The organism is Bradyrhizobium oligotrophicum S58, assembly GCF_000344805.1.
Lineage (GTDB): Bacteria > Pseudomonadota > Alphaproteobacteria > Rhizobiales > Xanthobacteraceae > Bradyrhizobium > Bradyrhizobium oligotrophicum.
Genome location: NC_020453.1, coordinates 7215061 through 7240422 on the forward strand (window position 1 = coordinate 7215061; position 25362 = coordinate 7240422).

The 25362-nt window shown below is 66.1% G+C and carries 21 protein-coding genes; 10 read left to right on the top strand and 11 right to left on the bottom strand.

Annotation, left to right across the window (positions count from 1 at the left end; all coding sequences use genetic code 11):
- Positions 1 to 171 precede the first annotated feature (171 nt).
- Together S58_RS31345 and S58_RS31350 are read left to right on the top strand one after the other, a co-directional pair.
- Positions 172 to 1860 carry a sensor histidine kinase gene (locus S58_RS31345; RefSeq protein WP_042340338.1) on the top strand — a complete coding sequence of 563 codons (1689 nt, stop codon included), beginning with the start codon at positions 172 to 174 and terminating at the stop codon, positions 1858 to 1860.
- An 84-nt stretch (positions 1861 to 1944) separates the two neighbouring features.
- On the top strand, positions 1945 to 2655 hold the full coding sequence (locus S58_RS31350) for a hypothetical protein (protein ID WP_015669457.1): 711 nt from the start codon (positions 1945 to 1947) through the stop codon (positions 2653 to 2655).
- On the opposite strand, the gene S58_RS31355 is transcribed toward S58_RS31350, so the two are convergent.
- A complete protein-coding gene (locus tag S58_RS31355; protein ID WP_015669458.1) occupies positions 2645 to 3466 on the bottom strand; it encodes a tetratricopeptide repeat protein in 822 nt (273 codons plus the stop codon). The genes S58_RS31350 and S58_RS31355 overlap by 11 nt on opposite strands.
- 99 nt (positions 3467 to 3565) lie before the next feature.
- Entirely contained in the window at positions 3566 to 4513 is a 948-nt protein-coding gene (locus tag S58_RS31360) for an alpha/beta fold hydrolase (protein ID WP_015669459.1), read from the bottom strand.
- 193 nt (positions 4514 to 4706) lie between these two features.
- Here S58_RS31360 and S58_RS31365 point away from each other — a divergent pair, with 193 nt between their 5' ends.
- Positions 4707 to 5189, top strand: a complete 483-nt coding sequence (locus S58_RS31365) for an Hsp20 family protein (RefSeq protein WP_015669460.1) — start codon at positions 4707 to 4709, stop codon at positions 5187 to 5189.
- A 164-nt stretch (positions 5190 to 5353) separates the two neighbouring features.
- Positions 5354 to 6118 carry an alpha/beta fold hydrolase gene (locus S58_RS31370; protein WP_015669461.1) on the top strand — a complete coding sequence of 255 codons (765 nt, stop codon included), beginning with the start codon at positions 5354 to 5356 and terminating at the stop codon, positions 6116 to 6118.
- A 366-nt stretch (positions 6119 to 6484) separates the two neighbouring features.
- Here S58_RS31370 and S58_RS31375 read toward each other — a convergent pair whose 3' ends face one another.
- Positions 6485 to 6751: a hypothetical protein gene (locus tag S58_RS31375; protein WP_015669462.1), complete on the bottom strand. Its 267-nt coding sequence runs from the start codon at positions 6749 to 6751 to the stop codon at positions 6485 to 6487.
- A 326-nt stretch (positions 6752 to 7077) separates the two neighbouring features.
- On the opposite strand from S58_RS31375, the gene S58_RS38245 reads away from it, so the two are divergent.
- Positions 7078 to 7239, top strand: coding sequence for a hypothetical protein (locus S58_RS38245; RefSeq protein ID WP_160167621.1), 162 nt, complete (start codon positions 7078 to 7080; stop codon positions 7237 to 7239).
- 5 nt (positions 7240 to 7244) lie between these two features.
- Here the strand turns inward: S58_RS38245 and S58_RS31385 are convergent, their stop codons facing one another.
- Complete coding sequence (locus S58_RS31385; RefSeq protein ID WP_015669464.1) at positions 7245 to 8288, bottom strand: hypothetical protein; 1044 nt, start codon at positions 8286 to 8288, stop codon at positions 7245 to 7247.
- Positions 8289 to 8839: 551 nt separating this feature from the next.
- Here S58_RS31385 and gltB point away from each other — a divergent pair.
- Together gltB and S58_RS31395 are read left to right on the top strand one after the other, a co-directional pair.
- Positions 8840 to 13576 (top strand): glutamate synthase large subunit, encoded by a 4737-nt coding sequence (gene gltB, locus S58_RS31390; RefSeq protein WP_042340339.1) that lies wholly within the window; start codon positions 8840 to 8842, stop codon positions 13574 to 13576.
- Between the two features lie 289 nt (positions 13577 to 13865).
- On the top strand, positions 13866 to 15314 hold the full coding sequence (locus S58_RS31395) for a glutamate synthase subunit beta (protein WP_015669466.1): 1449 nt from the start codon (positions 13866 to 13868) through the stop codon (positions 15312 to 15314).
- An 894-nt stretch (positions 15315 to 16208) separates the two neighbouring features.
- Here S58_RS31395 and S58_RS31400 read toward each other — a convergent pair.
- From S58_RS31400 to S58_RS31410, 3 genes are all read right to left on the bottom strand, one after another.
- Positions 16209 to 17024 (bottom strand): arylamine N-acetyltransferase family protein, encoded by an 816-nt coding sequence (locus tag S58_RS31400; RefSeq protein WP_042340340.1) that lies wholly within the window; start codon positions 17022 to 17024, stop codon positions 16209 to 16211.
- Between the two features lie 5 nt (positions 17025 to 17029).
- A complete protein-coding gene (locus S58_RS31405; protein ID WP_015669468.1) occupies positions 17030 to 17845 on the bottom strand; it encodes an arylamine N-acetyltransferase family protein in 816 nt (271 codons plus the stop codon).
- An 89-nt stretch (positions 17846 to 17934) separates the two neighbouring features.
- Positions 17935 to 18261 (bottom strand): winged helix-turn-helix transcriptional regulator, encoded by a 327-nt coding sequence (locus tag S58_RS31410; protein WP_015669469.1) that lies wholly within the window; start codon positions 18259 to 18261, stop codon positions 17935 to 17937.
- Between the two features lie 89 nt (positions 18262 to 18350).
- Here S58_RS31410 and S58_RS31415 point away from each other — a divergent pair, with 89 nt between their 5' ends.
- The gene (locus tag S58_RS31415) at positions 18351 to 18905 is read left to right on the top strand and encodes a carboxymuconolactone decarboxylase family protein (protein ID WP_015669470.1); all 555 of its coding nucleotides are present in this window, start codon (positions 18351 to 18353) and stop codon (positions 18903 to 18905) included.
- A gap of 4 nt (positions 18906 to 18909) precedes the next feature.
- Here S58_RS31415 and S58_RS31420 read toward each other — a convergent pair whose 3' ends face one another.
- The gene (locus tag S58_RS31420; RefSeq protein ID WP_042340341.1) at positions 18910 to 19911 is read right to left on the bottom strand and encodes a KpsF/GutQ family sugar-phosphate isomerase; all 1002 of its coding nucleotides are present in this window, start codon (positions 19909 to 19911) and stop codon (positions 18910 to 18912) included.
- Positions 19912 to 20082: 171 nt separating this feature from the next.
- Here S58_RS31420 and S58_RS31425 point away from each other — a divergent pair, with 171 nt between their 5' ends.
- A complete protein-coding gene (locus tag S58_RS31425) occupies positions 20083 to 21786 on the top strand; it encodes an outer membrane beta-barrel protein (protein WP_042340342.1) in 1704 nt (567 codons plus the stop codon).
- A 172-nt stretch (positions 21787 to 21958) separates the two neighbouring features.
- Here S58_RS31425 and S58_RS31430 read toward each other — a convergent pair whose 3' ends face one another.
- The 3 genes from S58_RS31430 to hemH form a co-directional block, all read right to left on the bottom strand.
- Entirely contained in the window at positions 21959 to 22405 is a 447-nt protein-coding gene (locus tag S58_RS31430) for an NfeD family protein (RefSeq protein WP_015669473.1), read from the bottom strand.
- 16 nt (positions 22406 to 22421) lie between these two features.
- Entirely contained in the window at positions 22422 to 23426 is a 1005-nt protein-coding gene (locus S58_RS31435) for an SPFH domain-containing protein (protein WP_015669474.1), read from the bottom strand.
- A 189-nt stretch (positions 23427 to 23615) separates the two neighbouring features.
- Entirely contained in the window at positions 23616 to 24683 is a 1068-nt protein-coding gene (gene hemH, locus S58_RS31440; protein WP_015669475.1) for a ferrochelatase, read from the bottom strand.
- Positions 24684 to 24778: 95 nt separating this feature from the next.
- On the opposite strand from hemH, the gene S58_RS31445 reads away from it, so the two are divergent.
- Positions 24779 to 25186, top strand: a complete 408-nt coding sequence (locus tag S58_RS31445) for an MAPEG family protein (protein ID WP_015669476.1) — start codon at positions 24779 to 24781, stop codon at positions 25184 to 25186.
- Positions 25187 to 25362 lie beyond the last annotated feature (176 nt).

The following is a 25362-nucleotide window of genomic DNA, read 5'->3' on the forward strand; positions in this document are numbered from 1 at the left end:
CAACAACGCGACGTACGCGGTTCGCGTTGATGAGCCCTGCGCTCACTGGAACAAAAGTTCCGCAAGATAGTTTCAGTTCGGGAGCGGCCTGCCCTTCTGCGGGGTCCGGCGTAGCAGTTCTTGCGGCAGACGCCATGGTCAGCCGCGCAGAGGGCGAGAGCGGGGAGACATGTGGTGCTGCGAGGGGCATTCCGAATCGTGCGGAGGTTCGGGACCTGGCCCATCTCGGCGTATCTCCTCATTCTCGCGCTCGCGACCTCCATTCCGATCACCGCCTGTGCAGCGTTTCTCGCCTATCACTTCGTTGCGGAGTCCTCGCAATACAGGAAGGTCGAGTACGAGGACCGGCTGCGGCTCATGCGCAACGCGACCGAGCTGCGGGTCGCCAACATCATCGAAGACCTTCAGGTCCTGGCGCTGTCGCCGTCTCTGGCGGATGGACGGTTTACCGAATTCAGGGATCACGCGATCGACGCCGTCAAGCTGATCGGCGGCGTGGCGATTGCCCTGTACGAGCCCAACGGGCAGCAACTCGTGAACACCCGGCTCGACCTCGGCACGCCGCTGCCGAAGCGGGTCGCGTTCGATGCCGAACGCCGCGCGATCGAGACCGGCCGCCCACAAGTGTCCGGCCTACAGAAGGCCGTCGTCGATGGCCAGCCGATCGTCACCATCGCGGTGCCCGTGCGCATTGCGGGGCAGATCCGCTACGCACTGAACGTCGGGCTGTCGCCCCGATACCTGTCGACCCTGCTGGACGACTACGTCACGGCCGGGCTCGTCGGCAGCATCATCGACCAGCAGGGGTTGCTGCTGGCGCGGCGGCCGCTGCTGGACGGCGATGAGCTGATCGGCCAGCCCACCATCCCGGCGGTGAGATCGCATCTTGGCGCGGCATCGGCCTGGTGGATCAAGGCGGTGTCGCGCTCGGGCATCGCCACCTACACCTCGCTGCTGCGGTCCGACCAGAGCGGCTGGACCGTCAACCTCGCCGTGCCGCGCGATGCCATCGACGGCCCGTTGCACCGGACGGTCGAATGGATCGTCGCGCTGACCCTTTTCACCTTCGCGCTCGGCATGGCGCTGGCGCGGCTGCTCGCCCATCGCTTTCTCGCCGAGTTCTCGGACCTGGAGCGCTACGTGTCGGGGCTGCAGGCCGGCGTCGCCCCGCCCAGGGTCGGGCGGATCAGCGAGGTCAACCGCATGAAGAAGGTGCTGTACCGGGTGGGCGGAGAGCTGGCGAGCGCGCTGCGCCAGCAACGCGACCTGCTCGACGAGATCAATCATCGCGTCAAGAACACGCTCGGCACCGTCCAGTCGATCGCGCGCCTGTCGCGCGCGAGCGCCGGCGACATCGATCAGTATGTTGTCGCGTTCGAGGGCCGCATCCTGGCGCTGTCCGAGGCTTATAATCTGCTGACTGAAAACAACTGGGTCGGCGCCGACGTCAGGGCGATCGTCGACCGCACGCTCGCCCCCTATGCCGGCCCCGACCGGCTGACCGTCAGCGGTCCGGGCCTGCTGCTGCCGCCGAAGCTGACGCTGGCGCTGTCGGCAGCCATCCAGGAGCTCAGCACCAACGCCGCCAAATACGGCGCGTTCTCGACGCCGTCGGGAAAGCTGGACATCGCCTGGACCGGCGACGAGAGCGATGTCGTCCGTCTGGTGTGGATCGAGACGGAAGGGCCGCTGGTCCGCAAGCCGACCCGGCGCGGCTTCGGCACAAAGATGATCATGGCCATGTTCGGCTCCGAAGCCGGGTGGTCCGTCGACCTCGACTTCGATCCCCGCGGCCTGCGCTGCACGATGCAGTTTCGCGTCGGAGACGAAGAACGGAACGAGGTGAGATTGACCGGTTGAGCGCGCCATCGCGCACTGAAAGTGTCTGACACAAGCGGCGCGCTCAGGTACATTCTCACGTCGCCATCAGGAGCAGCAGGACCAATGTCGGACGACGATCCGCTCACGCTGAAATTCCGCTGTCCGAAGGAGCTCGAGGGCCTCATTCCCCCCCCGGTGCCGGCGCCGATGGGCGTTCCCGACTGGGTCAAGACGATGCCGGCCACCGCGTTCAGCGCGCTCAACCAGGCCGAGGAGCAGACCGTCAAGCGCTGCCCGCCCTTCATCGACGCGATGACGACGGGCTTTCTCATTCCGCTGATCTGCGATCTCAAGGTCGAGGATGGCGGCATCAGCTGGGACAACGAGCTGCCGCCGGGCGGCGCGATCGACTTCCCGCGCTCGCCGATCAGCTTTCACGACGTCGCGCAGGTCACGGGTTCGCCGCTGTTCGAGGCCGACCGTTTCCTGCTCAAGTTTCACAATCTCTGGACCATCGAGTCGCCCGAGGGCTGGGCCTTGCTGTTCACCCATCCCGTCAACCGCTTCGACCTGCCCTTCACCACGGCGACGGGGCTGGTCGACAGCGATCGCTTTCACGACTCGTTCGTGCACTTTCCCGCGCATTGGCACGACACGGCGTTTCGTGGCGTGATCCCGAGGGGCACGCCGGTCGCGCAATGCATCCCGGTGAAGCGGCAGGCATGGACGATGCAGACCTCGGCCTTCACCGAGGAGGAGGTCGCCGAGATCCACGAGGTGCGCGATGCGCTGAAGCGCGAGACCGGCGTCTATCGCAAGCGGTTCAGGGCTTGAGCGTCCCGTCGGCGCCAAGGAATTTGGCGGCGGCGCTCGGACGGAAGAAGAAGCGGCCGTGCGAGGTCACGGCCATGATGTAGGCCGCACGTGACAGCAGATGCGGACGGCCGCGCACCACCGTGCGCAATGCGGCCTGGGCGCCGTCGCGATCGCCCATCTCGGCAAGGCACATCGCGAGATGGGCGCGGGTCTGGGTGTCCTCGGGCCGCAGCCCGAGCGCGTGGCGGTAGCTACCCGCGGCCTCGGCATAGTCGCCATCGAGGAACTGCACCTGGGCGAGCTCGATCAGGATGTCGGGCCGTCCCGCCGCTGCGTCGCGCGCCGCCAGCAGGTGCGTCCGGGCACGGACGCGATCATTGGCCCGCAGGCAGAGCCGCGCCAGATCGAGCGCGAGGTCGACGTTGTCGGGTGACAGCGTCAGCGCCTCCTCGATGACGGCGATGGCTTCACCGAGCTGTCCGGACTGGGCGAGCCGCCCCGCCAGCTCCTGGAACGCCGGCAGAAAGGGCGGCCGCCGCGCCGCGGTCTTGCGCAGCTGCGCGATGCCGTCCGCTGCGCGCCGGGACTCGCACAAGGCTGCGCCGAGCAGCGTCTCGAGTTCCGGATCGCTGCCGCGGAGCACAGCCTTCTCCAGCGGCGCAACCGCCTCGCTCGCGCGCTGCTGGCCGAGCAGCGCATGGGCGAACACCAGGAGCGCAGGCCGATCGGCCTTGGCTGTGCGCAGGATCGAGACGGCGATCTGCTCGGCGCGGGCGAACTGCCGCGCACGCAGCGCGTGGATCGCCTCCTGCAGTGCCTGCGCCTGCAATCTGTTCTGCGCCTTGCTCACAACCAGCCGTCACGACACGTGGGGAGCGATAGCTCTAGCCCGCAAGGCCCAGGGGTGTCCAGCAGACGGCGCGAAGGCTCAGCCGAACAGCGGCGTGCCCGGCACGAAGGCGTCGAACGCGGCCCAGAACTGCGAACGGTAGCGGTCCTGCTCCTGCAGGATCTCGTGCTTGGCGCCGGCGATGACGAGATGCGAGCCGGCGCGCAGATGATAGGCGAACTCCTCGATCGCCGCCGTCGACACCACCGTGTCGCTGGAGGCCGCCAGCATCAGGATCGGCTGGCGGATCTGCGACGGATAGCTCATGCCGCGAAAGGTCATCATCGCGGAGAATGCCGCGTCCGCCCATGCGACCGTGGGCGAGGCGATGCCGAGCGTCGGATCTTCTTCGAGGATCGCGGCGTTGCGGGCATAGCGGACGGGATCCGAGGTCAACGGATTGTTGACGAAGGGCGCGAGCCCGCTGATCTCGTCGTTGCCGCCCGGCACATAGCGGCCGCCCTGCCCGGCGATGCGCATCGCCCGCAGCAACAGCCGCGCCGGCAGCGAGGTGCGGCTGCCCGGCAGGTCGATCATCGGCGCCGACAGCACGACGCGGTCGAACCAGCGCTTGCCGGAATGCGCGAGCCGCAGCAGCACCGTGCCGCCCATCGAATGCGCCAGCGCGAAGTAAGGCGGCGGACAGTCCGGCAGCACCACCTGGGTGACGAAGGTCTCGACATCGATCTCGTAGTCGGAGAACGAGCGCACATAGCCCTTGCGCGTGTCGCGCAGCCGCCGCGACGAATGGCCCTGGCCGCGCCAGTCGATGATGGCGACCGCAAAGCCGCGGTCGCGCAGGTCGCGCACGGTCTCGAAATACTTCTCGATCGACTCGCTGCGGCCGGTGAACACACAGACCGTGCCCTTGCGCCCGGCCGGCGGGGCCCAGCGCGCAAAGCGCAGCTCGGCACCATCGGGAGTCTTGATGGTGCCGGCGGTGACGTCTTCGGGGACGGGATTGGCGGGAATCGAGACGAGCGTCATGAGGCGCCCATCGAATAGGTGAAAGGCAGCGGGAATCAAGGGGTGGAACGGCAAAAAGAGCAGGTCATGGACGCTCTTGAACGTCGAAACGTCTGACCCATATCGAGATTGTGCAGGCCGCATCAGGCTGCACGACAGCCCGGCCCGATGGCGGGCGGGTTAGCCAACAGTCGCTCAATGGAGGACTTCGACCATGCGTACCTATGATCTCACCCCGTTCTATCGTTCCACCGTCGGTTTCGACCGTCTGTTCTCGCTGCTCGACCAGGCGACCGCCGAGCCCAGCCCCGGCTATCCGCCCTACAATATCGAGCGCACCGGTGAGAACGCCTACCGCATCACCGTCGCCGTCTCCGGCTTTGGCAAGGATGAGCTCTCCCTCGTCGCGAAGGAAAACACGCTGACGATCAAGGGCGAGAAGGCCGCCAACGAGAACGGCAAGGCGAAGGCCGAGTTGCTCTATCGCGGCATCGCCGCCCGTGCGTTCGAGCGCTCGTTCCAGCTTGCCGACCACGTGGTGGTGAAGAATGCCAGCCTCGAGAACGGCCTGCTCCATGTCGACCTCGTGCGCGAGATTCCGGAAGCGAAGAAGCCCCGTTCGATTCCGATCTCGACCTCGGCGCAGGCGTCCGAGCAGCCGGTGATCGAAGGATCGGCCGAGAAGGCCGCCGCCTAACCGGCATACGCACTTTGGGAATGCCAACGCCCCGGACAACCGGGGCGTTTTTTTTGTGCGTGCTGCAGTGCAATCAAACGATCGTGACCCGCGGTAACGGCCTGCGCCCTGCCCGCGAAGACGCCAGTGATCACCTCATCCTCCCGAACACTGGAGCCCTCGCCATGAACGTCTTTCGCACCCTCTCGCTCGTTGCAGCCCTGACGGCCTTGGCCGGCCCTGCCCTGGCGCAGCCCGCCCCGCCGCCCAAGGTCCACAACGTCGTGCTGGTGCACGGCGCCTGGGCCGATGGCTCGAGCTGGGCCAAGGTCATCCCCTATTTGCAGGCTGCCGGCCTCAAGGTCACGGCCGTGCAGAATCCGCTGACCTCGCTTGCGGACTCCGCGGCCGCCACCCGCCGCGCGCTGGCGGAGCAGGATGGGCCGGCCGTGCTGGTCGGCCATTCCTGGGGCGGCACGGTCGTGAGCGAGGTCGGCACCGATCCGAAGGTCAGCGCGCTGGTCTATATCGCGGCCCGCGGGCCCGATGCGGGCGAGGACTTCGTCAAGCTCGCCGGCCAATATCCGACACCGCCGGCGCGCGCCGGCATCGTCGATCATGACGGTGAGACCAAGCTCAACGAGGAAGCCTTCCTCAAGTACTTCGCCAATGGCGTCGATGCGACGACGGCGAAGGCTCTCTATGCGGTGCAGTGGCCGACCGCGGCGACGATCTTCGCCAACCGCACCACACAGGCAGCGTGGCACGACAAGCCTTCCTTCTACGCAGTGTCGAAGCAGGACAAGACCATCGATCCGGATTTCGAGCGCTTCCTGGCCAGCCGCATGCACGCCACCACGATCGAGCTCGATGCCGGGCACCTGTCGCTGGTGTCGCATCCGAAGGAGGTTGCGGATCTGATCCTGAAGGCCGCCGGGCAGCACGAGTGATGCGACAGACGACAGATGGTGCCGGACTCGTCCCCGGGCCCAACAAGTAACGCTGTCATGCTCGCGATAGGAGGCTGCTGCGTCAGGACCGCGACGTGACCCGCCGCACTCTGGCGAAATCATGCTGCATGTGTCGAGTCATCCATCGTCGTGCGATGGCAACGCCGAGAGCCAGCGGTGGCGGTGCTTGCACAAGCTCGCCGACGACGGCGGGGTCGGTGACGGAGGGGGTCGGGTGCGTATCATTTGGCAGGTTTGCCCCGCGCCTCGCCAGATCGCGGTGGCTTAACGATGAAGTCACGCGGCGATCTGGTACAGGGGAGACCCCGGAGGCCGCCTGCCTCCGGGGTCTGACAATGGTCCCCGTCACGCAGGCTGCGACAGCTCCGGGCCGGTGAAGGATGCATTGCGCCGGGCCGCGCGCTTTTGTTTCAGGCAACCGTTGCCGAACGTGCCCCAGGAGGCCGGGTTGTTCTTGCCGCAGCGCCAGGTGAGGCCTGCCGTCTGCACCGGAGCGCCGATCGTATCGAACGGAGCGGCGGACGGGACGGTCGCGTGGGCGGCGGTAACCAGGAACGTGGCAGAGATTGCCGCGGCGAAAGCGGAAACACGATTGAGGGAAATGCGCTTCATGGGAATAACTCCTTTTGGGGTGCAATGAAATTTACGGATGCCCTTCATCTGACTGGCAAATATTCGTTCCATCGCGCCGGCCTCGGGTTCACCGTCAGACCGCAACCGTGACCATTCGCCACACTCGAGACGCGAATATTAGCTCAGCCACAACCCCGCGCGCCCGCGAGGAGAGGTGCACCTCTGTTGCTGGATCAGATCGACCTGATCTCATCTGCACGCCGACGCGCCCGCCGAACTGGCCATCGTCGGAGCGGATGCCGGCCTGCGAAGGCGCCGCCCCGGGGGACCGGGGCGTTTTTGTGCGGAAGGATTGGAATGCTCTGATGCTCCGCAGCCGCTCCAAACACAATGTCATGCCCGCGAAGGCGGGCATCCAGTACGCCGAGGCGGTGGTGATGAGCCGAGATGCCGGTGGCTACTGGATCGCCCCGTCAAGCCGGGCGACGACAGGTGTGGTTGGGGTGACAGCACGGCAGAACCTCTGAACGGCTTAGTCCAGCCCCTGAGCCGGCGGCATCTTTGCCGTCGGCAAGATCTGCGGCGCCGGCTTCGCAGCCGGTGGGGGCACGGAGGCGGTCGTCTGCGGTGTGGCCGCGGCCGATTGGACAGGCTTTGCGTCGGCCGGCTTCGCCTCCGATGCTTTCGCTTCCGGTGCCTTCGCCTCCGGTGCCTTGGCCTCAACCGGCTTGGCCTCAACCGCTTTCGGCTGCTCCGCCTTGGCCTCGACCGGCTTCGTCTCGACGGGCTTCACGTCGACAGGCTTTACGTCGACAGGCTTGGCCTCGGCCGGCTTGATGTCCGCGGGCCGGGGCGCAACCGGCTTGGCCGCCTCGGCCGGTTTCGGATTGAGCGCGGCGGTCTGCGGCGCGGGCGCCACCGGCCGGGCGGCGGGTGTCGGCACCTTCGGCAGCTGGGCCGGCATCGCATTGGCCACCCGGGGCGTGGCAGGCATCGGGGGCACCAGGCGCGGATCGGCCCGGATCACGCTCGGCGGCGGCAGACGATCGAGGCCGCCGCGCGGCGCCGGCTCGTAGCGCATCCGCTCATAGTCGTCGCCCCATTGGGATGCCGGCACGAAGCGCAGGATGCGGCCGGAGCGGGCATCGACGACGAGCTTGCCGTCCTCGCCCTCGCGGTCGAGCACCGCCACGACATAGACATTGCCGCGCTGGCGCGGCGCGCCGAGCGGCGAAAAGCCGTTGTCGCGCAGGATCGCATAGACCTCATGCACCGGCAGGAAGGCCGGCGCGTAGCCATAGTCCGGCTGGTAGCCGTCTCGATAGCCATCCTGGCGGTACACCGGCGCCGGCGGCACATAGCGCTCGTCGCGGTAGCCGTAGTCAGGGCCCGGCCGGTAGCCGTAGCGCGGCGGCGGCGCGGGCACGACGGCCGGCGGCGGCAGATCCGGATAAGGCGCATCGAAATCGGAGACCGCCGTATAGGGCGCGCGGATGCCCGACGGCGGCAGCGGCTCGGCCTGCGCGGCAAATGCCGCGATCAAAGAGGCTGAGACGGCTCCAACTAGCAACTTCATGGCTCAAAGCTCCTGCATGCCCCCGCACGTGAAGCTGTTCGCTTCTTCTCAAGTGTCGCGGAAGTTCTGCCGTGATTCCGGCGGTCCTGGGTCGGAGAGGGGGCGGGATCGAGGCGTTGGATTTCAAAATCGCGCGCAACGCGTGATCGGCAGGCGCCGGTGCGGCGTTCCCAGCCGGAAGATTTGCCGGGGTTTATGGCCTGGAGAGCGGCTTGGCCGAAGGACTCGGACGCGCTTGTGTGATAGGTTAAAGTTTGGCATCTTGCGTTTTAGGACAGAAATGCTGTCTAAAATTTCGTTGCAAAGGTGACCGAGACTTTGCAATGATGTTACGGCGCCCAATCACGTTACGACATGGGGCGCTGCGACATGAACAGGCCGTGATCGTCCAGAGGGGACTTAGTCCCCCGGACCCTGGCCTGAATTCTGCAAATGCGGCTCGCTGAGAAGGACGAGCGTTGGTTCCGGAGAGGGGCCGCGCAGCGCCCGGGGTGCGCCGGACTGTACCGGACTGTGGTGAAGGCCCTGACCAATAATTGATGGGGACGGATATGAGCGGATCGAAGGTCGAGCACGGAAAGTTGGGCGGCGCGGTGCAGGCTGTGGATTCGCGTGAAAAACCGGCCGAGATCACCCGCGAGCTGCATACGTGGCGCCCCGAAGCCGAGGGCCTCTATGACCCCTCGCAGGAGAAGGATTCCTGCGGCGTCGGCTTCATCGCCAACATCAAGGGCCAGAAGTCGCATCAGATCGTCTCCGACGCGCTGAACATCCTGTGCAATCTCGAGCACCGCGGCGCCGTCGGCGCCGATCCGCGCTTCGGCGACGGCGCCGGCATCCTGGTGCAGATCCCGCACGCCTTCTTCTCGCGCAAGGCGAAGGAGCTCGGCTTCACCCTGCCCGCCCCCGGCGAATATGCCATCGGCGCGCTGTTCATGCCGCGCGACGAAGCGTGGCGGAACGTCATCAAGAGCATCATCGCCGACCAGATCGAGGACGAAGGCCTGGTGCTGCTCGGCTGGCGCGACGTGCCGACCGACAACTCCTCGCTCGGCGTCACCGTGAAGCCGACCGAGCCGCGCACCATGCAGGTGTTCATCGGCCGCAACGGCGCCGCCAAGACCGAGGACGAGTTCGAGCGCAAGCTCTACATCCTCAGAAAGTCGATCTCGCAGGCGATCTACCAACGGCGCGACCGCGGCATGTCGGGCTATTACCCGTGCTCGCTGTCGTGCCGGACCGTGATCTACAAGGGCATGTTCCTGGCCGACCAGCTCGGCAAGTACTACGCCGATCTGCACGAGCCGGACTTCGAGAGCGCGCTGGCGCTGGTGCACCAGCGCTTCTCGACCAACACCTTCCCGACCTGGTCGCTGGCGCATCCGTACCGAATGATCGCGCATAACGGCGAGATCAACACCTTGCGCGGCAACGTCAACTGGATGGCGGCGCGGCAGGCCTCGGTGTCGTCGGAGCTGTTCGGCAAGGACATCAGCCGCCTCTGGCCGATCTCCTATGAAGGCCAGTCCGACACCGCCTGCTTCGACAACGCGCTCGAATTCCTGGTGCAGGGCGGCTACTCGCTGCCGCACGCGGTCATGATGATGATCCCGGAGGCGTGGGCCGGCAATCCGCTGATGAGCGAGGAGCGCCGTTCGTTCTACGAATATCACGCCGCGCTGATGGAGCCGTGGGACGGCCCGGCTGCGATCGCCTTCACCGACGGCCGCCAGATCGGCGCCACGCTCGACCGCAACGGCCTGCGGCCGGCGCGCTATCTCGTCACCAAGGACGACCGCATCGTGATGGCGTCCGAGATGGGCGTGCTGAAGATTCCGGAGGACCAGATCGTCACCAAGTGGCGGCTGCAGCCCGGCAAGATGCTGCTGGTCGATCTCGAGCAGGGCCGCCTGATTCCCGACGACGAGATCAAGGCACAGCTGGCCGCCAGCCATCCGTACACCGAGTGGCTCGGCCGCACCCAGATCCAGGTCGAGAAGCTGCCGGACGTGGCGACCAAGGGCGCGCGCACAAACCTGCCGCTGCTCGATCGCCAGCAGGCGTTCGGCTACAGCCAGGAAGACATCAGCCTCTTGATGACGCCGATGGCTGCGACCGGCGAGGAAGCCATGGGCTCGATGGGCAACGACGCGCCGATCTCGGCGCTGTCGGACAAGCCCAAGCTCCTGTTCACCTACTTCAAGCAGAACTTCGCCCAGGTCACCAACCCGCCGATCGATCCGATCCGCGAGGAGCTGGTGATGAGCCTGGTCTCGATCATCGGTCCCCGGCCGAACCTGTTCGACCTCGAAGGCGTCGCCTCGACCAAGCGGCTCGAAGTGCATCAGCCGATCCTGACCGATGCGGACCTGGAGAAGATCCGCTCGATCTCGGAGGTCTCCGACAGCCACTTCGTCTCGCGCACGCTCGATACCACCTTCGATGCGAGCCTGGGCGCGGCCGGCTTCGAGCAGGTGCTCGACGATCTCTGCGGCCGCGCCGAGGCCGCGGTGCGCGAGGGCGTCAACATCATCATCCTGTCCGACCGCATGGTCTCTGCCGACCGGATTCCGATCCCGTCGCTGCTCGCCTGCGCCGCCGTGCATCATCACCTGATCCGCACCGGCCTGCGCACCTCCGTCGGTCTGGTCGTCGAGTCCGGTGAGCCGCGCGAGGTGCATCACTTCGCGTGCCTGGCCGGTTACGGCGCCGAGGCGATCAACCCCTATCTGGCCTTCGAGACCATCGTCGCGCTGAAGGACAAGCTGCCGGGTGCGCTGAGCGACTACGAGGTCGTCAAGCGCTACATCAAGTCGATCGGCAAGGGCCTGCTCAAGGTCATGTCGAAGATGGGCATCTCGACCTACCAGTCCTATTGCGGCGCGCAGATCTTCGACGCGGTCGGCCTGCGCGGCGAGTTCGTGCAGAAGTTCTTCTACGGCACCCATACCCGGATCGAAGGCGTCGGCCTTGCCGAGATCGCCGAGGAGACCACGCGCCGCCATCGCGATGCGTTCGGCGACGCGCTGGTCTACAAGACTGCGCTCGACGTCGGCGGCGAATATGCCTTCCGCACCCGCGGCGAGGACCACGCCTGGACCGCGGAGTCGGTCGCGACGCTGCAGCATGCGGTGCGCGGCAATTCGCAGGAGCGCTATCAGGCGTTCGCCAAGCTGCTCAACGAGCAGTCCGAGCGGCTCCTGACCTTGCGCGGCCTGTTCCGGATCAGGTCGGCCGAGGACGACAAGCGCAAGCCCGTGCCGCTCGACCAGGTCGAGCCCGCCAAGGACATCGTCAAGCGCTTCGCCACCGGTGCGATGTCGTTCGGCTCGATCTCGCGCGAGGCGCACACCACGCTCGCGATCGCCATGAACCGGATCGGAGGCAAGTCGAACACCGGTGAAGGCGGCGAGGAAGCCGATCGCTTCAAGCCGCTGCCGAACGGCGATTCCATGCGCTCGGCGATCAAGCAGGTCGCCTCGGGCCGGTTCGGCGTGACGACGGAGTATCTCGTCAACTCCGACATGATGCAGATCAAGATGGCGCAGGGGGCCAAGCCCGGCGAAGGCGGCCAATTGCCCGGCCATAAGGTCGACGCCACCATCGCTCGCGTGCGCCACTCCACGCCGGGTGTGGGCCTGATCTCGCCGCCGCCGCATCACGACATCTACTCGATCGAGGATCTCGCGCAGCTGATCTACGACCTGAAGAACGTCAATCCCGACGGTCAGGTCTCGGTCAAGCTGGTGTCCGAGATCGGCGTCGGCACTGTCGCGGCCGGTGTCGCCAAGGCGCGCGCCGACCATGTCACGATTGCGGGTTATGAGGGCGGCACCGGTGCCTCTCCCCTCACCTCGATCAAGCATGCGGGCTCGCCGTGGGAAATCGGCCTTGCCGAAACCCACCAGACCCTGGTGCGCGAGCGGCTGCGCAGCCGCATCGTGGTCCAAGTCGACGGCGGCTTCCGCACCGGACGTGACGTCGTCATCGGTGCCCTGCTCGGCGCCGACGAGTTCGGCTTCGCCACCGCGCCCCTGATCGCGGCCGGCTGCATCATGATGCGCAAGTGCCACCTCAACACCTGTCCCGTGGGCGTCGCGACCCAGGACCCGGTACTGCGCAAGCGCTTCACCGGCCAGCCCGAGCACGTCATCAACTACTTCTTCTTCGTCGCCGAAGAAGTCCGCGAGATCATGGCTGCTCTCGGCTACCGCTCGTTCGACGAGATGGTCGGCCAGACCCAGATGCTCGACCAGTCCAGGCTGGTGGCGCATTGGAAGGCCCGTGGCCTCGACTTTTCCAAGTTGTTCGTGAAGCAGAAGGCGGAGCCGGGCCAGAAGATCCATCACGCCGAGCAGCAGAACCATCATCTCGAAGCCGTGCTCGACCGCACGCTGATCGATCAGGCCAGACCCGCGCTCGATCGCGGCGCGCCGGTCAAGATCGAGGCCGAGATCAACAACACCGACCGTTCGGCGGGCGCGATGCTCTCGGGCGCGGTGGCCAAGATCTACGGCCATGCCGGCCTGCCGCAGGACACGATCCATGTCAGCCTGAAGGGCACGTCGGGACAGGCCTTCGGCGCCTGGCTGGCGCACGGCGTGACCTTCGAGCTCGAAGGCGAAGGCAACGACTATGTCGGCAAGGGCCTGTCCGGCGGCCGCATCATCATCAAGCCGCCGCGCAACTCCGGCATCGTGCCGGAGGAATCGATCATCGTCGGCAACACCGTGATGTATGGCGCCATCTCCGGCGAGTGCTACTTCCGGGGCATCGCCGGTGAGCGCTTCGCGGTCCGCAACTCGGGTGCGGTCGCCGTGGTCGAGGGCGCGGGCGACCATTGCTGCGAATACATGACCGGCGGCATCGTCGTCGTGCTCGGCAAGACCGGGCGCAACTTCGCCGCGGGCATGTCGGGCGGCGTCGCCTATGTGCTCGACGAGGCCGGCGACTTCGACAAGCATTGCAACATGGCGATGGTCGAGCTCGAGCCGGTGCTGTCGGAGGAGATGATCGCGGAGGACACCTATCACCAGATGGGTGATCTCGAGGCGCATGGCCGGGTCGACGTGTTCAAGAACCTGCTGGCCTCGGACATCGAGCGCCTGCACGTCCTGATCTCGCGTCACGCCAAGGCCACTGGCTCCAAGCGCGCCGCCGACATCCTGGCGAACTGGAAGGACTATGCGTCGAAGTTCCGCAAGGTGATGCCGGTGGAGTACCGCCGGGCCCTGAAGGAGCTCGCGGCCAACGCCGACGCCGAGCCGAAGATCGCGATCGGGGCTTGAGGCGCACGGCACTAACCAAGGACGTCATTGCGAGCGCAGCGACTTGTCCGCCGAAGCCCCTAGGGCGTAGGCGGAAGCAATCCAGGGCCATGAAGAAAGTCTGGATTGCTTCGTCGCCTCCGGCTCCTCGCAATGACGGAATGAAGCAGACGGGCCTCGCCCTTCGAGACGCGGCGCAAGCGCCGCTCCTCAGGGTGAGGAGAAGCAGGAAACTAAACCCTCGTGGTGAGGAGGCGCGCAGGCGCCGTCTCGAACCGTGAGGCCCGAGCAGTCAGGGACGTCACAGGTCATGGGCAAGGTCACAGGTTTTCTCGAAATCGAGCGGCACGATCGCAAGTACGCGCCGGTTGCCGAACGGCTGAAGAACTTCAACGAATTCGTGGTGCCGCTCTCCGAGAAGGAGCTGCGCGACCAGGCGGCGCGCTGCATGAACTGCGGCATTCCCTACTGCCACGGCACCGGCTCGGCCGCGCCGGGCACGCCAGGCTGCCCGGTCAACAACCAGATCCCGGACTGGAACGACCTGATCTACAACGGCAACTGGGAAGAGGCGTCGCGCAACCTGCACTCGACCAACAACTTCCCGGAATTCACGGGGCGCATCTGCCCGGCCCCGTGCGAGGCGTCGTGCACGCTGAACATCGACGACAATCCGGTGACCATCAAGACGATCGAATGCGCCATCGTCGACAAGGCCTTCGAGCAGGGCTGGATCAAGCCCGAGCCGGCCGCCGTCAAGACCGGCAAGAAGATCGCGGTCGTCGGCGCCGGCCCGGCCGGCATGGCCTGCGCGCAGCAGCTCGCGCGCGCCGGTCATGACGTTCATGTCTTTGAGAAGAACGCCAAGGCCGGCGGTCTGCTGCGCTACGGCATTCCCGACTTCAAGATGGAGAAGGGCATCATCGACCGCCGCGTCGGGCAGATGGAGGGCGAAGGCATCACCTTCCATTACGGCGTCAACGTCGGCGGCAAGGACGGTTTGGACACCAAGAGCCTGCTGAAGGACTACGATGCCGTCGCGCTGACCGGCGGCGCGGAAGCGCCGCGCGACCTGCCGATCCCCGGCCGCGATCTCGCCGGCATCCACTACGCGATGGACTTCCTGCCGCAGCAGAACCGCCGCGTGGGCAATGAGCCTGTGAACGCCACCGAGATCCTCGCCGGCGGCAAGCATGTCGTCGTGATCGGCGGCGGCGACACCGGCAGCGACTGTATCGGCACCTCGCTGCGCCAGGGCGCCAAGTCCGTCACCCAGCTCGAGATCATGCCGGCGCCGCCGGAGCGCGAGAACAAGGCGCTGACCTGGCCGAACTGGCCGCTGAAGATGCGGACGTCGTCGAGCCAGGCCGAGGGCGCCGTGCGCGAGTTCGCGGTGCTGACGCAGAAGTTCGAGGGCGAGAACGGCGCCGTCAAGACGCTGCATTGCGTGCGCGTCGATGGCCAGTTCAAGCCGATCCCGGGCACCGAGTTCGCGCTCGCCGCCGATCTGGTGCTGCTGGCGATGGGCTTCGTGCATCCGGTGCACGAAGGCCTGCTCAAGAGCCTCGGCGTCGACCTCGACCCGCGCGGCAACGTCAAGGCCAATTTGACGGACTACCAGACCTCGCTGCCGAAGGTGTTCTCCGCCGGCGACATGCGCCGCGGCCAGTCGCTGGTGGTGTGGGCCATCCGCGAGGGCCGCCTCTGCGCCCAGGCGGTCGACAAGTTCCTGATGGGCAAGACCGAGCTGCCGCGCTGAGCGGCGTGAATACTAGTTGGACTCCACCTCTCGCCGCGATGTCGGTGCACTCCTCTCCCCCTTGCGGGGAGGGGTCGGGGGTGGGGGTCTCCGGGCGCTGAACGGCGTAAAATTCGTCGGTCGCCTGAACTGGCGTGCGGCAATCGCAGCTCTCGCGGACGCTCTCTATCTTAGCTACGTCCGTCATCGCGAGCGCAGCGAAGCAATCCAGGGCCAAGCAAGCGACTCTGGATTGCTTCGCTGCGCTCGCAATGACGCGGTGAGGAAGTAGACTCCAATAAGCGGTTCGCCCGCGGAGCTATGGCTTAGCTCTCATCACGTAGAGCGCGACTCGTGGACCCCCACCCCCGACCCCTCCCCGCAAGGGGGAGGGGAGCGCACCGTCTGTGGGGTCAAGATCGCGTCCAGTCGGCAGAGCGTGAAACAAAAAAGGGGTGGGGGCTTCGTCGACATGAATCCCCGCACGGCCTGAAGTGGCAGGTCAGGTCGACGTTCCATGATCGATCGGATGAGCGTCGAAGCGTCAGAGTCGACGGTTCACCGTGAAGCCCCCACCCGTCCTGGCCATCAGGCCAGCTCGGATGAGCCGCGGCTCGCGCGGCTCTGATGTCAGGCGGGATGAGGCCGCATGCAGCGACAGCGGCCCGGCTCTGCAGCGGGCGTGCCCTCAAGGATTGCGCGCGCCGCGAGCATCACGATGTCAGTCATGGTTGACGGTCCCCAACGTTCGACGGCAGGACGCCGCGAGCCCCCTTGGTTCCCGCAACCTAAAGCTGCGACTCTTAAGATAAGCACAATGGCCGCACCGACATTCCATTCAAATGCAGTTCGCACGTGATGATGTCTGCGCTGAGAACGCGAACACACGAATTGGCTCGCGCAATCCGCGAATGATCAGGCCTTGGTACGTGCCCAGATGTCTTCGACCGGCACCGGTGGCGTCACCCGGAATATCTCGTCGATGACGCGGCCGAGCTCGGCGGCGCTCTCGATCACGCGCTCCTCGATGAGCTCGCCATCGCGTGCCTCCACGATGGAGCGGCGATTGACCAGCTTGTGGCGCACGCCGCGCGACACACGCTCCATCGTCAGCGTGTGCGTGGCCGGCACATTCGGGCTGGTCGACGTGTACCAGCTGCCGAGCACGTAGTCGGCATGGATCTGCGGCACCAGGTCGAACGCGTACATCATGCGCCAGCCCGCCGGCTGTTTCGCGCTGATCGTGGTGAGCCCGTTCCAGGTGCCGATGCGAAAGGTGCCCATCGCCGTCTGCTGCTCGAGCCCGATCTCGAGGCTGATCGGCGCATCCATCATGCAGATGCCGAAGCCGACATCGACGAGATGCGGCCGCCCATCGACCTCGACCAGCAGCATCATGTGCTGGCGCGGCCCGAGCGGATCGTCAGGTGCGGAGCGCCAACGCACGCGCCCCGTGAGGCCGGTGACCTCGAAGCCGACCGCTTCCAGCGCCGCCTGGAACAGCACGTTCTGCTCGAAGCAGTAGCCGCCGCGCCGGCTGAGCACGAGCTTCTGCTGCACCGAGGGCAGATCGACATGGACGGGACGTCCCATGAGCGGATCGAGCGCCTCGAACGGGATCGCGTCGACATGCGCGGCCTGCAACGCGGTCAGTGTCGACAGGTCAGGCGCCAGCGGCCCCTGATAGCCGATGCGCGCGAGATAAGAATCCAGCCGAAGCGCGTCCTGCATCCTGGTCAGTCCCCGATCCGCGCCCAGACGTCTTCCACAGGCACGGGCAGCGTCACGCCGAACAACTCGTCGATCACGCTGCGCAATGCCGCGGGCGTCTCGATGATCTGTTCGCTCCTGACCTCGCCGTCGCGCGCCTCGATGACGAGGCGGCGATTGACCAGCTTGTAGCGCGCCTCCGGCGTCAACCGCTCCAGGATCAGCACCGAGGTGAACGGTGTCAACGGGCTGGTCGAGGTGAACCAGTTGCCGAGCATGTAGTCGGCATGGATCTGCGGCACGAGGTCGAACGCATACATCGTGCGCCAGCCGGCCGGCTGCTTCGCCGCGAGCCAATGAAGCCCGTCAGCCTGCGTCAGGCGGAACGTGCCCATCGCGGTCGGCTGCTCGATGTCGGGCACCATCTGCAGCGGCGTATCGAGCAGGCAGGAGCCGAATCCGACATCGGCGAGATGAGGCCCCTCGGGCAGGTCGACCTTGAGCATCATGTGCGTGCGCGGCGTCAGCGGCGCGACCGCATCGAGCCGCCAGCGCACCCGCGCCGAGAGCGGCGTGACGGCGAAGCCGATCGTCTCGAGCGCCGCCTTCAGCAGCGCATTCTGCTCGAAGCAATAGCCGCCGCGGCGGCCGTCGACGATCTTGGCCTGCACCGATGCGAGATCGATGTTCACGGGGCGGCCGAGCAGCGGATCCAGCCCCTCGAACGCGATCGCGTCGACATGCGCGGCCTGCAATCCGGCCAGCGTTTCGAACGTCGGCGTCAGCGGCCCGCGATAACCGATGCGCGCGAGATATTTGTCGAGATCGAATTGGTCAGGCATTGCCCCGCCTTTGGGTCATTCCAGGAGCCATACCACGATGGATCGGAGGCAGACAGTCGTACATCAACATGGTGGCCCTGCCCTGCCGCTCATTCCACCTGCTTGCTCCAGCGGTCGGCGAAACGATGCAGCGGCAGGAAATTCTCCAGCAGCTCCCGCCCGAGCGGCGTCAACCCATAGCCATCGTCCCCAAGTTCGAGGAAGCCGGCCCCGCGCAGTTCGTCCAGCCGGGTCTGCAGCACGGTCGGAGACACATCATCGCAGGCGGCGCGAAGTGCGCGCGACGTGAGCGCGCCGGCGCGCAGCTCCCACAGGATGCGCAGCGACCAGCGCCGGCCGAGCAGATCGAGTAGCACCATGATCGGCCGGCCCGTGCGCGACCCGCGCACCCGAGGAGGCTTGGTGGAGCGCGACATTTCGTGATCTCCCGGGCGTTGTAAAGCGCTACGGAAAGCGTAGCATGCTGCTACGTTATATGTAGCACACCGGCCGAAAGGACGTCATCATGCCACGCATTGCGGCTCTGCAGCCGCCCTACGCACCCGACATTCAAGCCCAGTTCGATCAGATCATGCGCGGCGCGCCGCCCTTGATGCTGTTCCGCGTCATGGCCGGCCACACGCGCGCCTGGGACAAATTCCGCAGCGGCAGCCTGCTGGATCGCGGTCCGCTATCGCTGCGCGTCCGCGAGATCGTCATCGACCGCACCTGCGCGCTCAATTCCTGCGAATATGAATGGGGCGTCCATGTCGCAACCTTCGCAGCCGCAGCCGCCCTGACGCCGCAACAGATCGACGCCACGGTGCTGGACCCGGCGGATGCGCCATGCTGGTCGGAGCAGGAGCAGGTGCTGATCGCAGCGGTGGACGCGCTGCATGCCCGTGCCAGCCTCGAAGAGACCGAGTTTGCACGCTTGAGGGCCTGCTACACGGAAGACCAGGTGCTGGAGATCATCCTGCTGTGCGGCTTCTACCGCACGGTCTCCTGCCTTGCCAACGCGCTTGGATTGCCCCTGGAGCCACGCGCCGCACGCTTCCCGCGATCGGCCGCGGCGATCTAGAAGATCACGCCACCCCTGCCCGCAACAGGTCGTGCATGTGCAGGATGCCGACCGGCTTGGCGCCGTCGGTCACGATCAGGGTCGTGATCTTGGCGGAGTTCAGGATCTCCAGCGCCTCGGAGGCGAGCGCCTCGCGGCGGACGGTGCGCGGGTTCGCGGTCATGATCTCGTCGACCGATGCGGACAAGAGATCGGCGCGCATTTTCCGCCGGAGATCGCCGTCGGTGATGATGCCCGCGACATGGCCGCGGCCGTCGACGATGACGACGCAGCCGAGCCCCTTCGCGGACATTTCGGCGAGGGCGTCCGGCATGCCGGTGCCGAGCGGCCTCAACGGCACCGCGTCGCCCGAGCGCATCAGGTCCGAGATATGCTTGAGCATGGCGCCGAGCTTGCCGCCCGGATGGAAGTTGGCGAATTCCAGCGCGGTGAAGCCGCGGCCTTCCAAGAGCGCGATCGCGAGCGCGTCACCGATTGCGGCCTGCATCAGGGTCGAGGTGGTCGGCGCCAGATTGTGCGGACAGGCCTCGCGGGCTTTCGGCAGTTCCAGCACGGTCCGGGCCGCCTGCCCGAGCGACGACTGCGCGTTGGAGGTGATGGCGATCAGCGGGATCGCGAAGCGCTTGGCGTAGTTGACCAGCGTCTTCATCTCCGGCTGCTCGCCGGACCACGACAGCGCAATCACGACGTCGTCCGAGGTGATCATGCCGAGATCGCCATGGCCCGCTTCGGCCGAATGCACGAAGAAGGCGGGCGTTCCGGTCGAGGCGAGCGTGGCGGCCATCTTGCGCGCGACATGGCCGGACTTGCCGAGGCCCGTCAGGATCGCGCGGCCCTTGGCCTGGCGGATCAGCTCGACGGCGGCGACGAAGGACGGTCCCAGCGGGCCTGACAGCGCCGCGGCAATCGCGGCAATGCCATTGCTGCCCGCATCCAGGGTGCGCAGCGCTGATTGGATATCTGCGTTCGCAGGAACGGCGTCGGTCAACGGCTTCGATCTCGGCATCCGGGCTTCCAAGGCTGAGACAGTCAGGCGCCGCTCTTTAGCATGGGTAAGGCGGCAAGGCGTCATCAACAGCCCATTAACCATATTTGTTTTTACTCCCTTAACGACGCGGTTTGCCGGCGGCGCGGGGTGGCCCGACGACGCAATTGATTTTGTTGGAGTATTTTCATCGTGGGGTGGAGGCCTGACAGCGGCCGCGCGAGGCGCGCGATGTGGCGCGGCGCCTCCGCCGCATGCCTGCTGCTCGGCGTTGTGGGCACCGAGGCGGCCCACTCCCAGACCATCGACGCATTCCGGCCGGTGCGTGACGGCTTCCTCGCTCCGCAGGATTCTCCGCTGCGCCGAACCGCGGTGAGCGGGTTGTCCGACGCCGTTCCGACGCCAGGGCTGCCCGCCACGCCTGCTCCGAGCAGTTCGTCGCGCCGGGCGCAGGTGCCCCTGCCCGGCGTGCCCGCTGCCAGCGGAGCCGCCGAATTCGGCTATGATTCGCTGAACCGCACCCGGAAGAAGCCGAAATATTATCCCGCCCAGGCGCGGCCCAAGCCGCCGCCGGGACCCGGCACGCCGCCCTCCGGCGAGCTGACCGGGCAGTTGCGCCCGACCTTGCCGCCGTCCGCCACCGCCAACAGGCAGCCGGTGTCCCCCGCCATGGCGGGCACCGTCCCCGGCCAGCCGCCGCGCAAGCGGCTCAAGATCGACGACGACCCGTTCGGCGCGGTCGGCGACTATGTCGGCCCGTTCCTGATCAAGGGCGCGGTCGAGCTCTCGGCTGGCTATGACAGCAATCCGGCCCGGCTCGCCAAGGAGCGCGGCATGCCGGTCTGGATGATCGCGCCCGAATTCCTGGCGGTGTCGAACTGGGAGCGTCATGCCCTCGTCGCCGACCTCAGGGGATCCTTCACCGGCTATGGCAGCACCTTGCCCGCGACCATGGACGGCGGCATCAATTCGGCGCCGACTACGCTCGACCGCCCGGACTTCACCGGCCATGTCGACGGCCGCCTCGACGTCAACAGAGACACCTCGGTCGGCGCGCAGCTGCGGCTGCGCGCGGCGACCGACAATCCCGGCAGCCCCAGCGTGCAGGCGGGATTGGCGCGCTATCCGGTCTACACCACGCTCGGTACCACCGTCGGCGTCGACCAGCGCTTCAACCGGCTGCAGATCTCGGCCGGCGCCACCGCCGACCGCACCAGCTATCAGCAGAGCAAGCTGACCGACGGCACAATGACGTCGAACGACGACCGCAACTACAACCAGTTCGGCGGCATCGGCCGCGCGTCCTACGAGATCCTGCCGGGCCTGAAGCCGTTCGCCGAGATCCAGGGCGACAGCCGCGTCCACGACGAAAGGTTCGATCGTTCCGGCTACCAGCGCGACTCCTCGGGCGGCTATGCCAAGGCCGGCACCTCGTTCGAGTTTACCCGGCTTCTGACCGGCGAGCTCTCGATGGGTTACGCCACCCGCAGCTATGTCGATCCAAGGCTGAACCGGCTGCAGGGCTTCCTGACCACGGCCTCGCTGGTGTGGTCGGCGACGCCGCTGACCACCGCGCGGTTTCTCTCCGATACCCAGCTTGCGGAGACCACCGTGGCCGGCGCCTCGGGCGTGCTGGTGCGCACCTATACGGTGCAGGTCGACCACGATTTCCGCCGCTGGCTGACCGGCATCGGCAAGTTCAGCTTCGGCACGCTCGACTATCAGGGCTACGGCCGCAGCGACCGCACCTATTCGGCCGAAGGCAACCTCGTCTACAAGATGACCAGGAATCTCTGGGTCAAGGGCTCGCTGCGCTATGACAGGCTCGATTCCAACATCACGGGTGCCGGATCGTCGGGCACGGTGGTGATGCTGGGCGTAAGATTGCAGAATTAGGCAACGCTCTCTCCCCGTCATTGCGAGGAGCGAAGCGACGAAGCAATCCAGGGCTTTGGAAACGACTCTGGATTGCTTCCGCCTTCGCTCTTCGAGCTACGGCGGACACGTCGCTTCGCTCGCAATGACGTGGTGAGGCCGTCGCCTCAATCGAACGACGTCGCCCGCAGACCTAAGCCGCCGTCACCGTCAGATGTGCGCCATCCGCCTGGACGATGCGGACGCGGCTGCCAGCCGGCGTGTCCGGGCCGGCGACGCGCCACACCGTGTCGTCGATGCGGACGGTGCCGTTGCCGTCGATGATCGGCTTCTCCAAGGTGAAGACGCGGCCGACCAGCGCCGCCGAGCGGCGGTTGAGAAAGGGATTGTCCTGCGACGGCGCAGCATTGGTGCGTGCCAGGCGCCGCCACAGCGGGACGGCGGCGATCGCAAACAGCGCAAACATCAGGATCTGCAGCTGCCATCCCGGCGTTGTGACGAACGAGATCAGGCCGACCAGCAGCGCGGCGAGCCCGAGCCAGAACAGGAAGATGCCGGGCGCCAGCAGCTCCAGCGCCATCAGCAGGACGCCGAAGATCAGCCAGTTCCAGGTGCCGAGCGTGACGAACATGTCGCTCATGACGACCTCCTCCGCTCTACGTCCGCGGCGGCACGGGCGGCGCCGGCGGTGTGCCCGCTGACGGCACCGAACCGCCGCGGCGCGCTGCCGCCACGGCAGAGGCAGAACTCTCGCCGAACGTCGCCTTGGCGATCTCGCCGATGCCGGCGAGCGAGGCCAGCATGCCGGTGGCCTCGAGCGGCAGCATGATCACCTTCTGGTTCGGTGAATCGGCGAGCTGGCCGAACGCCTTGATGTATTTGTCGGCGATGAAGTAGTTGAGCGCGGCGACGTCGCCTTTCGAGATCGCGTCCGACACCATCTGCGTCGCCTTGGCCTCGGCTTCGGCCGCGCGCTCGCGCGCCTGGGCATCGAGAAACGCCGACTCGCGGCGGCCCTCCGCCTGCAGGATCTGGCTCTGCTTGGCGCCTTCCGCGCGCAGGATCTCCGACTGCCGCTGGCCCTCGGCCTGCAGGATGTCGGCACGCTTGACGCGCTCCGCCTTCATCTGCCGGCCCATCGCCTCGACCAGATCGGCCGGCGGCACAATGTCCTTGATCTCGATTCGGTTGACCTTGAGACCCCATGGCGACACCGCGGCATCGACGACGCGCAGCAGCCGCTCGTTGATCTCGTCGCGATGCGACAGCACCTGATCGAGGTCCATCGCGCCCATCACCGAGCGGATGTTGGTCATCGTCAGGGTGACGATCGCCTGGTTGAGGTTGGCGACCTCATAGCTCGCCTTGGCCGCGTCGAACACCTGGTAGAACGCGACGCCGTCGACCGTCACGGTGGCGTTGTCCTTGGTGATGACCTCCTGCTCGGGAATGTCGATCACCTGCTCCATCATGTTGATCTTGCGACCGATGCGATCGAAGAAGGGCACGATGATGTTGAGGCCCGGCGACAGGGTGCCGGTGTATTTGCCGAACCGCTCGACGGTCCAGTCGAAGCCCTGCGGCACGGTCTTCACGCCCGAATAGAGGGTGACGATGACCAGCAGCACCAGCAATATGGCGAAAACGTCGAAACCGCTCATGGATCCTCCAAGGGAGGAGACATCCGTCCCCTCACCAGCCTCTGCAGCAATCACAATCTAGGGATTGCTACATGATTTTGTCGGGGGTCCGATGGTCGCGGTTCAGGAAAGTATTTTCGACGGCCGCGCGGCCGTTAACCTTGCGCGGGCCTGGAGCTTACCTAGCAGGCCGGCAGTACCGCCGAGGACTCAGAGCCAGCCCTGCAGCTCGCGCAGCACCAATTGACGCAGCACCTCCATGCCCGGCGCGCTGTCGTTCAGGCAGGGCACCGCGGAGAATTCCTCGCCGCCATTGTGCTTGAAGATCTCGCAATTCTCGCCGGAGATCTCCTCCAGTGTCTCGAGGCAATCGGCGGCAAAGCCCGGCATCACCACGGCGATGCGCTTGACGCCGTCCTTGGCGAGCTTCTCGATGGTCTTGTCGGTATAGGGCTGCAACCACTCCGAGAAACCGAAGCGCGACTGGAACGTCAGCAGCAGCTTGGTGTCGTCCATGCCGAGCCGCTTGCGCAGCAGCTCGGTGGTCGCAACGCACTGCTCGCGATAGGGATCGCCCTTGTCGACATATTCCTTGGGCATGCCGTGGAACGAGGCCACGATCAGCTCGGGCGCGTAGGGCAGCGTCTTAAGATGATCCTCGATCGAGACCGCCAGCGCCTCGATGTAGAAACCGTCGTTGTAATAAGGCGGCGTGACGCGGAGCGTCGGCTGCGCACGAAGCTCCGTCAGCACGCGGAACGCCTCGTCGCACACGGTCGCAGAGGTCGCGGCTGAATATTGCGGATAGAGCGGCACCACGAGGATACGATCGCATCCTTTGGCCATGAGACCATCGACACCGGCCTTGATCGACGGATTGCCGTAGCGCATCGCCCAGTCGACGACGACGTGGCTGCGGTCGGCAATGCTGGCGGCGAGCTTCTCGCTCTGCGCACGCGTGATCGTCTTCAGCGGCGATTCGTTCTTTTCGTTGTTCCAGATCGACTGATAATCCCTCGCCTTCTTGCGCGGGCGGACGTTCAGGATGATGCCGTTGAGGATGATCTTCCACAGCAGGCCCTGGTCCTCGATCACGCGGCGGTCGGACAGGAATTCCTTCAGATAGACCCGGACCCCGGCGGCATCAGCCGTATCCGGCGTGCCGAGATTGACCAGCAGCACGCCGACGCGCGCAGCGTTCGCGACCGGCAACGGCTTGGCATCAAGAGGCTCGGCATCAAGAGGCCTGGCATTGTCGAGAGAGATGGCGGCGGTCATGATGCCCAGGACTGGTGAAGGACGTGGCTTGGCGGCTTGTTTCAACATTGTCAAGATAAGGGCCATTTCACCGATGTCATCGGGCCGGAGGAGCCATGACGATTGCCGAATTATGCATTTTTGCCTGCGTCATGCTGTACCTGCTAACGATCGTGCCGGCGAAATGGATCAGCGTCGATGGCGCCGGTCGCTACGACAATGCCCGGCCCCGCGATCCCGCCTTCTATGACGGTGGCATCCGCGAGCGGGCACTGGGCGCCCACCAGAACGGCATCGAGGCGTTCCCGTTCTTCGCCGCGGCCGTGTTGCTGGCCGAGTTCCGGGGCGCGCCTCAAAACCTGGTCAACGAGCTGTCGGTGCTGTTCGTGATCGTGCGCGCGGCCTACGTGCTCACCTACATCGGCGACAGACCCTCGCTGCGCTCGATCCTGTGGACGATCGGCTTCCTGATGACGGTCGCCATCTTCTTCCTGCCTTTGCTGCGCAATTACCTGCCGGCTTGAGTGGCCTTCTGCTGCGTGAGCCGCGTCACACCGAGGCCGGAGCGGCTGCGCTATGCTGAGGCGGAATGCCTCTCTTTGTACTTTTTTTGTTTCCGATATGATCTTGCTCGCTACGGCCAGTTGATTGGATTTGGCGACGAAATTCCCTATAGGGCGGGGTGAATTCCATTGCTGCA

Bases quoted from the DNA above. Each gene is read 5' to 3' on its own strand.
- S58_RS31365 (WP_015669460.1), top strand. From the start codon at position 4,707: ATGCGTACCTATGATCTCACCCCGTTCTATCGTTCCACCGTCGGTTTC.
- S58_RS31405 (WP_015669468.1), bottom strand. From the start codon at position 17,845: ATGCCTGACCAATTCGATCTCGACAAATATCTCGCGCGCATCGGTTAT.
- S58_RS31360 (WP_015669459.1), bottom strand. From the start codon at position 4,513: ATGACGCTCGTCTCGATTCCCGCCAATCCCGTCCCCGAAGACGTCACC.
- S58_RS31375 (WP_015669462.1), bottom strand. From the start codon at position 6,751: ATGAAGCGCATTTCCCTCAATCGTGTTTCCGCTTTCGCCGCGGCAATC.
- S58_RS31430 (WP_015669473.1), bottom strand. From the start codon at position 22,405: ATGAGCGACATGTTCGTCACGCTCGGCACCTGGAACTGGCTGATCTTC.
- gltB (WP_042340339.1), top strand. From the start codon at position 8,840: ATGAGCGGATCGAAGGTCGAGCACGGAAAGTTGGGCGGCGCGGTGCAG.
- S58_RS31350 (WP_015669457.1), top strand. From the start codon at position 1,945: ATGTCGGACGACGATCCGCTCACGCTGAAATTCCGCTGTCCGAAGGAG.
- S58_RS31400 (WP_042340340.1), bottom strand. From the start codon at position 17,024: ATGCAGGACGCGCTTCGGCTGGATTCTTATCTCGCGCGCATCGGCTAT.
- S58_RS38245 (WP_160167621.1), top strand. From the start codon at position 7,078: ATGCTCCGCAGCCGCTCCAAACACAATGTCATGCCCGCGAAGGCGGGC.
- S58_RS31415 (WP_015669470.1), top strand. From the start codon at position 18,351: ATGCCACGCATTGCGGCTCTGCAGCCGCCCTACGCACCCGACATTCAA.
- S58_RS31410 (WP_015669469.1), bottom strand. From the start codon at position 18,261: ATGTCGCGCTCCACCAAGCCTCCTCGGGTGCGCGGGTCGCGCACGGGC.
- S58_RS31445 (WP_015669476.1), top strand. From the start codon at position 24,779: ATGACGATTGCCGAATTATGCATTTTTGCCTGCGTCATGCTGTACCTG.
- S58_RS31435 (WP_015669474.1), bottom strand. From the start codon at position 23,426: ATGAGCGGTTTCGACGTTTTCGCCATATTGCTGGTGCTGCTGGTCATC.
- S58_RS31370 (WP_015669461.1), top strand. From the start codon at position 5,354: ATGAACGTCTTTCGCACCCTCTCGCTCGTTGCAGCCCTGACGGCCTTG.
- S58_RS31385 (WP_015669464.1), bottom strand. From the start codon at position 8,288: ATGAAGTTGCTAGTTGGAGCCGTCTCAGCCTCTTTGATCGCGGCATTT.
- S58_RS31395 (WP_015669466.1), top strand. From the start codon at position 13,866: ATGGGCAAGGTCACAGGTTTTCTCGAAATCGAGCGGCACGATCGCAAG.
- hemH (WP_015669475.1), bottom strand. From the start codon at position 24,683: ATGACCGCCGCCATCTCTCTCGACAATGCCAGGCCTCTTGATGCCGAG.
- S58_RS31420 (WP_042340341.1), bottom strand. From the start codon at position 19,911: ATGCCGAGATCGAAGCCGTTGACCGACGCCGTTCCTGCGAACGCAGAT.